Below are 7,280 nucleotides of genomic sequence, written 5' to 3' on the forward strand. Positions count from 1 at the left end.
AAGCTGCGCGCCCTGGGCCTGACCCCGGTCCTGCTCACCGGCGACAACCGGGCGGTCGCCGAGGCGGTCGCCGCCGAGGTCGGCATCGCGCCGGAGCACGTGATCGCCGAGGTCCTCCCCGAGGACAAGGTCGCCACCGTCGAGCGACTGCAGGCCGAGGGCAGGGTCGTGGCGATGGTCGGCGACGGCGTCAACGACGCGGCCGCCCTGGCCCGGGCCGACCTGGGTCTGGCGATGGGCACCGGCACCGACGCCGCCATCGAGGCCGGCGACCTCACCCTGGTCCGCGGCGACCTCCGCTCGGCGGCCGACGCCATCCGGCTCTCCCGCAGGACCCTGGGCACCATCAAGGGCAACCTGTTCTGGGCCTTCGGCTACAACGTGGCGGCGGTCCCGCTGGCCGCGGCCGGCCTGCTCAACCCGATGATCGCGGGGGCCGCGATGGCCTTCTCCTCGGTCTTCGTGGTCACCAACAGCCTGCGGCTGCGCCGCTTCCAGCCGGCTTGAGCCCGGCCGAACCCCCCGCCCGTACGCACGCGGGCCCCGGACCGACCACCGGTCCGGGGCCCTCGCCGCCTCTCAACGCCCCAGCAGCTCGCCGCCGTTGCAGTGCAGGATCTCGCCGGTGATGAACCCGGCCTCGGCCGAGGCCAGGAAGTACACCGCCGCCGCGACCTCGCCGGTCTCGCCGATCCGCCCGAGCAGGGTGCGGGCGGCCCGGCGGGCCACCTCGGGCTCGTCCAGCCGCGGTCCGAAGAACTCGGTGCCCGCGACGGTGCCCGGCGCGACGATGTTGGCGGTGATGCCCGACGTGCCCAACTGGGCGGCCAGGAAGTGGTTCCAGGCGTGCAGCGAGGCCTTCGCCGCGCCGTACGAGCCGGCCCCGCGCAGGGCGGCGATGGAGCTGATGGTGACCACCCGGCCGGAGCCCGGGGCGAGCCGGTCGCGGACCGACTCGGTGAGCAGCACCACGGTCAGCACGTTGCGCTCGAAGTCGCCGCGCCAGCGCGCCAGCAGGGCGTGCGGTCCGCCGCCGACCACGGTCTCCCGGCTGCCGGCGTTGTTCACCAGGACGTCGATCCGCTCGGGCAGGCGGGCGAGCGCGGCCTCGACGGCGTCCGGGTCGGCGAGGTCGCACACCAGCGGGGTGACGTTCGGCCCGAGGTCGGCCGCGGCCTTCTCCAGGACCTCCCGGCGGCGGCCCACGATCACCACGTGGTCACCGGCCTCGACGAACCGCCGCGTGACTTCGTACCCGATTCCCGTGCCACCGCCGGTGACGACGACGTTCCTGGCCATCTGCGCACTCCCTCCCCAGTTCCGCCGTCGCGCGGCGAATGGCGCGACGGTCCGTACCGGAATGCCACGATTCCTATCACGCTCGGTTGCCGTGACTGCGGGGAGGGTGACGTCCCGCGCGAGCGAAGGTGTGATATGGGCGTGGTACGAGGCGCACACGGAGCGTGGCGAGAGGCAGCTCACACCCCCCGGGCGTAACTTCTCGCACCCTGATACGTCTTAGGTTGGTAGTGCGGCAGTTTTTCCGGTGGGCGGGGACACGCTGAACGGCAACGTGTCCCCGCGCTTCCACCGGCTGTCGCCGACGGGGCTCCGGCGGGCCCCGGGAACGGCCGTCGTACTCGACGGCCTTCGCGCACGACGCCGGGGTTCTGGCGGGCCTGGGACGCTTTGAGCGGCCGTCCCCGGTCGCGGCCGGCCCCGGAGTCGTGCGCCGTACGGTTCGGTCCCCGCGCGCGCCCTCGGGCGCGTCACCGGGACGCGAGGGGGCCCGGCCGCTCAGCGGCCGGGCCCCTCTCAGCTTCCGTGCGGGCCGGTGGTCGGCGCCGCTGCGGTCAGCGGGCGTCCAGCGGGACGTAGTCGCGGATCGCGGTGCCGGTGTAGATCTGGCGCGGACGGCCGATCCGGCTGGTCGGGTCGTTGATCATCTCGTGCCAGTGGGCGATCCAGCCCGGCAGCCGGCCGAGCGCGAACAGCACGGTGAACATGCTGGTCGGGAAGCCCATGGCGCGGTAGATCAGGCCGGTGTAGAAGTCCACGTTCGGGTACAGCTTGCGCGAGATGAAGAAGTCGTCCTTGAGGGCGTGCTCCTCCAGCTTGAGCGCGATGTCCAGCAGCTCGTCGTTCTTGCCGAGCTGGCCGAGGACCTCGTGCGCGAGCAGCTTGACCTGGGCGGCGCGCGGGTCGAAGGCCTTGTAGACCCGGTGCCCGAAGCCCATCAGCTTGACGCCGGCTTCCTTGTTCTTCACCTTCGTGATGAAGGCGTCGACGTCGCCGCCGTCCTTCTGGATGCTCTCCAGCATCTCCAGCACGGCCTGGTTGGCGCCGCCGTGCAGCGGGCCCCACAGGGCCGAGATGCCGGCCGAGATCGAGGCGAACAGGTTGGCGTGGCTGGAGCCGACCAGGCGCACGGTGGAGGTCGAGCAGTTCTGCTCGTGGTCCGCGTGCAGGATGAGCAGCTTGTCCAGCGCGTTGACGATGACCGGGTTGAGCTCGTAGTCCTCGGCGGGGACCGCGAAGGTCATCCGCAGGAAGTTCTCGACGTAGCTCAGGTCGTTGCGCGGGTAGACGAAGGGCTGGCCCATCGCCTTCTTGTACGCGTACGCGGCGATCGTCGGCAGCTTGGCGAGCAGGCGCACGGTCGACAGGTGGCGCTGGGCCGCGTCGAACGGGTTGTGGCTCTCCGGGTAGAACGTGGACAGCGCGCCGACGACCGAGGACAGCATGGCCATCGGGTGGGCGTCCCGCGGGAAGCCCTGGAAGAAGCGCTTGACGTCCTCGTGCAGCAGGGTGTGCTGGGTGATCTCGCGGTTGAACTCGGCCAGCTGGTCCGCGTTGGGCAGCTCGCCGTTGATCAGGAGGTACGCGGTCTCGATGAAGCCGCCATCGGAGGCAAGCTGCTCGATCGGGTAGCCGCGGTACCGCAGGATGCCGTTGTCACCGTCCACGAAGGTGATCGCGGACTTGTACGCGGCGGTGTTACCGAAGCCGTTGTCCAGGGTGACCAGGCCGGTCTGCGGGAGCAGCTTCGAGATGTCGAAGCCGGAGTTGCCCGCAGTGCTCTCGACGACGGGGTACTCGTACTCGCCGTCCTGGTACCGCAGTACTACCGAGTTGTCGCTCACGTCTTCCTCACCGACGAAATGAATCCTCTTCCAAGGTGCCCTGACTGTCTCTACCATCCCCCATCCGGAGGACAGTCGCGCACCCGGGGTGGCCCGAAAGGGCCCGCCCCTACAAAACCTGCCGCCGCAGCCGGTACGAACCGGACAAGATCGGCACCACCCTAGGCTCTGCCGTAAATCTCTTCACGTCAAGAGAACATTAGAGGCAACCATCGCGTTGGATAATCATCCAGCCGCCAGCCGGTGGTCGAGCCCCGTGTGCCTCCGACCTGCGCTGACGGCCCGGACGGCCTGCCCGATCGCCTTGCGTGACCCCACCAGCACCACGAGTTTCCGAGCCCTGGTCACAGCCGTGTAGAGCAGGTTCCGCTGGAGCATCGTCCAAGCGGACATGGTGACCGGAATCACCACGACCGGGTACTCGCTGCCCTGCGAGCGGTGGATCGTCACCGCGTACGCGTGGGCCAGCTCGTCCAGTTCGTCGAAGTCGTACGACACCTCCTCGTCCTCGTCGGTGAGCACCGTCAGCCGCTGGTCGTCCACGCTGAGGGCGGTCACCACTCCCACTGTGCCGTTGAAGACTCCGTTCCGCCCCTTGTCGTAGTTGTTGCGGATCTGGGTGACCTTGTCCCCCACCCTGAACGTCCGGCCGCCGAACCGGCGTTCGGCCAGCCCCTCCCGGGCCGGCGTCACCGCCGCCTGCAACAGGGTGTTCAGGTTCCCCGCACCGGCCGGGCCCCGGTGCATCGGCGCCAGCACCTGCACGTCCCGGCGCGGGTCGACGCCGAACTTCTGCGGGATCCGCCGCGCCACCACGTCCACCGTCAGCCCGGCCGCCCGCTCCGCGTCGTCCTCCGCGAACAGGAAGAAGTCCGCCAGGCCGTCCGTCAGCGGCGGCCGGCCCTCGTTGATCCGGTGCGCGTTGGTCACCACGCCGGACTGCTGCGCCTGCCGGAAGATCCTGGTCAGCCGGACCGACGGGATCGGCCCGCCCTCGGCCAGCAGGTCCCGCAGCACCTCCCCGGCGCCCACCGAGGGCAGCTGGTCCACATCCCCCACGAACAGCAGGTGGGCACCCGGCGGCACCGCCTTGACCAGCTTGTTCGCCAGGATCAGGTCCAGCATCGAGGCCTCGTCGACCACCACCAGGTCCGCGTCCAGCGGCCGGTCCCGGTCGTACGCGGCGTCCCCGCCCGGCTTCAGCTCCAGCAGCCGGTGGACCGTCGACGCCTCCACCCCGGTCAACTCCGCCAGCCGCTTCGCCGCCCGGCCGGTCGGCGCCGCCAGCACCACCTTGGCCCGCTTCGCCAGCGCCAGCGTCACGATCGACTTCACCGTGAACGACTTGCCGCAGCCCGGACCACCCGTCAGCACCGCGACCCGCTCGGTCAACGCCAGCCGCACCGACTGCTCCTGCTCCGGCGCCAGGTCGGCCCCGGTCCGCTTCGCCAGCCAGTCCAGCGCCACCGGCCAGTCCACGTTCCCGAACCACGGCATCCGGTCCTCGTCCGAACGCAACAGCCGCAGCAGCTGGTTGGCGAGCGAGATCTCCGCGCGGTGGAACGGCACCAGGTACACCGCGGTGACGGGCTCGCCGCCCTCCCCCGGGACCGCCTCGCGCACCACCCCCTCGGCCGCCACCAGCTCCGCCAGGCAGTCGATCACCAGCCCGACGTCCACCTGGAGCAGCTTCACGCCGTCCGCGATCAGCCGCTCCTCCGGCAGGAAGCAGTGCCCCTGGTCGGTGCTCTGCGACAGCGCGTACTGCAGGCCGGCCTTCACCCGCTCGGGGCTGTCGTGCGGGATGCCCACCGCCTGGGCGAGCCGGTCCGCCGTCAGGAAGCCGATGCCCCACACGTCCGAGGCCAGCCGGTACGGCTCGTTCTTCACCACCCCGATCGAGCCGTCGCCGTACTGCTTGTAGATTCGCACAGCCAGCGAGGTGGACACCCCGACCCCCTGCAGGAAGACCATCACCTCCTTGATGGCCTTCTGCTCCTCCCAGGCGGCAGCGATCTTCTTCGTCCGCTTCGGCCCCAGCCCCGGCACCTCGATCAGCCGGCCCGGCTCGTTCTCGATCACCTCCAGGGTGTCCACCCCGAAGCGCTCCACGATCCGCTCGGCGAACCGCGGCCCGATCCCCTTGATCAGCCCCGACCCCAGGTACCGCTGGATCCCCTGGATCGTGGCGGGCAGCACCGTGGTGTAGTTCTCCACCGTGAACTGCCGCCCGTACTGCGGGTGCGAGCCCCACCGCCCGTGCAGCCGCAACGACTCGCCGACCTGTGCCCCCAGCAGGGCGCCCACCACCGTCAGCAGGTCGTTCGCACCCCGGCCGGTGTCCACCCGGGCCACCGTGTAGCCGGTCTCCTCGTTGGCGTAGGTGATCCGCTCCAGCACGCCGTCGACCTGCGCGAGCTGCCGCGGCACCTGCTGACCGGACTGCGCCGCCTGCTTGCTCACCGGACCCCCTTCGACCGGTACGGGTGGGTCATTCCGCTACGCACCGTACCGCCCCGCCCCGACAACCCCGGAACGGCCGCTGCCGTGCACCGCCCCGGCCGAGGTGCCAGGCTGGGAGGAACCGAGGGGGACCGCCGTTCGACCGCGCCCGCCCGGGCCCCGTCCGAGGAGCAGTGCCGCCATGCTCAACACCGACTTCCGCCCCGGTTCCCCGGACTGGCTCGACCTGAGCAGCCCCGACACCCGGGCGTCCGTCGACTTCTACACCGCGCTGTTCGGCTGGACCTTCGACTCGGCCGGCCCCGAGGCCGGCGGCTACGGCTTCTTCCAGCTCGACGGCCGGACCGTCGCCGCCCTCGGCCCGGTCGCCGAGGAGGGCTCCCCTCCCGGCTGGACCCTCTACTTCGCCACCGAGGACGCCGACCGGACCACCGCCCTGGTCGAACAGGGCGGCGGCCGCGTCCGGTTCGCCCCCTTCGACGTCTTCAACGCGGGCCGGACCGCCGGCTACACCGACCCGACCGGAGCCGACTTCGCCGTCTGGCAGCCGCACGACACCCGCGGCCTGGACCTCGTCACCGAGGAGGGCAGCTTCTGCTGGGCCGAGTGCTACAGCGTCGACGCCGAACGCGCCAAGTCCTTCTACCGCGGCGTCTTCGACTGGCAGGAGCAGGACGTCCCGCTCGGCGAGGTGACGTACACCGTCCTCACCCCGGCCGGCGGCGGCACCGACGACGCCCACGGCGGCATCATGCAGCTCGGCCCCGAGCACACCGCCCGCGGCACCACCTCGCACTGGCTCCCCTACTTCGAGGTCCCCAACACCGACGCCAGCCTCGCCATCGCCGCCACCCTCGGCGCGACCGTCCGGATCCCGGCCATGGACGTGCACGGCGTCGGCCGACTGGCCCAGCTGGTCGACCCCCACGGAGCCGTCTTCGCCGTCATCAACAGCACCAAGCCCGGGGAGTAGACCCCATGGGGTCCCACGACCCTTCAGACGGGCCGTGAAGGGGTGCTACGGGCGTAGAAAGGGCCCGGTCGGCTCCCAAGCCTGCCTCTAGTCTCGGATCATGACTGAAACGGCTGTTCTGACGATCCGACGGGCCACCCCCGAGGACCTTCCGGCGATCGTGGCCATGCTCGCCGACGACCCGCTGGGCGCCACCCGCGAGAGCCCCGACGACCTCACCCCCTACCGCACCGCCTTCGCCCGCATCGAGGGCGACCCGCACCAGCACCTGGTCGTCGCCGACCGGGCCGGCCTCACCGTCGGTACCCTCCAACTCACCCTCGTCCCGGGCCTCTCCCGCGCCGGCGCCACCCGCACGATCATCGAGGGCGTCCGCATCCACGCCGACGAACGCGGCAGCGGACTGGGCACCGAACTGATCCGGTGGGCCGTCGACCGCTCCCGCGAACTCGGCGCCGACCTCGTCCAGCTCACCTCCGACGCGACGCGCACCGATGCCCACCGCTTCTACGAGCGGCTCGGGTTCACGGCTTCCCACCTCGGGTTCAAGCTCAAGCTCTGACTCGGGTTCCGACCGGGTTCGGGCGTCCGTCCGGAGAATCCGGTCCGGAAACGCGAAGAACCCCCATCCGGGACCCGGATGGGGGTTCTTCAGAAGAATTGTTCGGCGGCGTCCTACTCTCCCACAGGGTCCCCCCTGC

6 protein-coding genes are annotated in these 7,280 nt (G+C 71.0%); 3 read left to right on the plus strand and 3 right to left on the minus strand.

What is annotated here, in order from left to right; translation table 11 throughout:
- Positions 1-507: HAD-IC family P-type ATPase (locus AB0E96_RS36140; RefSeq protein WP_359830225.1), on the plus strand; the 507-nt coding region annotated here is incomplete at its 5' end.
- A 72-nt stretch (positions 508-579) separates the two neighbouring features.
- Here the strand turns inward: AB0E96_RS36140 and AB0E96_RS36145 are convergent.
- The 3 genes from AB0E96_RS36145 to AB0E96_RS36155 form a co-directional block, all read right to left on the minus strand.
- Positions 580-1,299 carry an SDR family oxidoreductase gene (locus AB0E96_RS36145; protein ID WP_359830228.1) on the minus strand — a complete coding sequence of 240 codons (720 nt, stop codon included), beginning with the start codon at positions 1,297-1,299 and terminating at the stop codon, positions 580-582.
- A gap of 554 nt (positions 1,300-1,853) precedes the next feature.
- On the minus strand, positions 1,854-3,143 hold the full coding sequence (locus tag AB0E96_RS36150) for a citrate synthase (RefSeq protein ID WP_359830231.1): 1,290 nt from the start codon (positions 3,141-3,143) through the stop codon (positions 1,854-1,856).
- 225 nt (positions 3,144-3,368) lie between these two features.
- Complete coding sequence (locus tag AB0E96_RS36155) at positions 3,369-5,606, minus strand: ATP-dependent RecD-like DNA helicase (RefSeq protein ID WP_359830233.1); 2,238 nt, start codon at positions 5,604-5,606, stop codon at positions 3,369-3,371.
- A 181-nt stretch (positions 5,607-5,787) separates the two neighbouring features.
- On the opposite strand from AB0E96_RS36155, the gene AB0E96_RS36160 reads away from it, so the two are divergent.
- Together AB0E96_RS36160 and AB0E96_RS36165 are read left to right on the plus strand one after the other, a co-directional pair.
- A complete protein-coding gene (locus tag AB0E96_RS36160; RefSeq protein ID WP_359830236.1) occupies positions 5,788-6,579 on the plus strand; it encodes a VOC family protein in 792 nt (263 codons plus the stop codon).
- A 100-nt stretch (positions 6,580-6,679) separates the two neighbouring features.
- Complete coding sequence (locus tag AB0E96_RS36165; protein ID WP_359830238.1) at positions 6,680-7,141, plus strand: GNAT family N-acetyltransferase; 462 nt, start codon at positions 6,680-6,682, stop codon at positions 7,139-7,141.
- Positions 7,142-7,280 lie beyond the last annotated feature (139 nt).

Source organism: Kitasatospora sp. NPDC036755, from assembly GCF_040636595.1.
Taxonomy (GTDB): Bacteria; Actinomycetota; Actinomycetes; order Streptomycetales; family Streptomycetaceae; genus Kitasatospora.

Excerpts from the sequence above, each read along its gene's own strand:
- AB0E96_RS36145 (WP_359830228.1), bottom strand. The coding sequence starts at position 1,299 with ATGGCCAGGAACGTCGTCGTCACCGGCGGTGGCACGGGAATCGGGTAC.
- AB0E96_RS36160 (WP_359830236.1), top strand. The coding sequence starts at position 5,788 with ATGCTCAACACCGACTTCCGCCCCGGTTCCCCGGACTGGCTCGACCTG.
- AB0E96_RS36165 (WP_359830238.1), top strand. The coding sequence starts at position 6,680 with ATGACTGAAACGGCTGTTCTGACGATCCGACGGGCCACCCCCGAGGAC.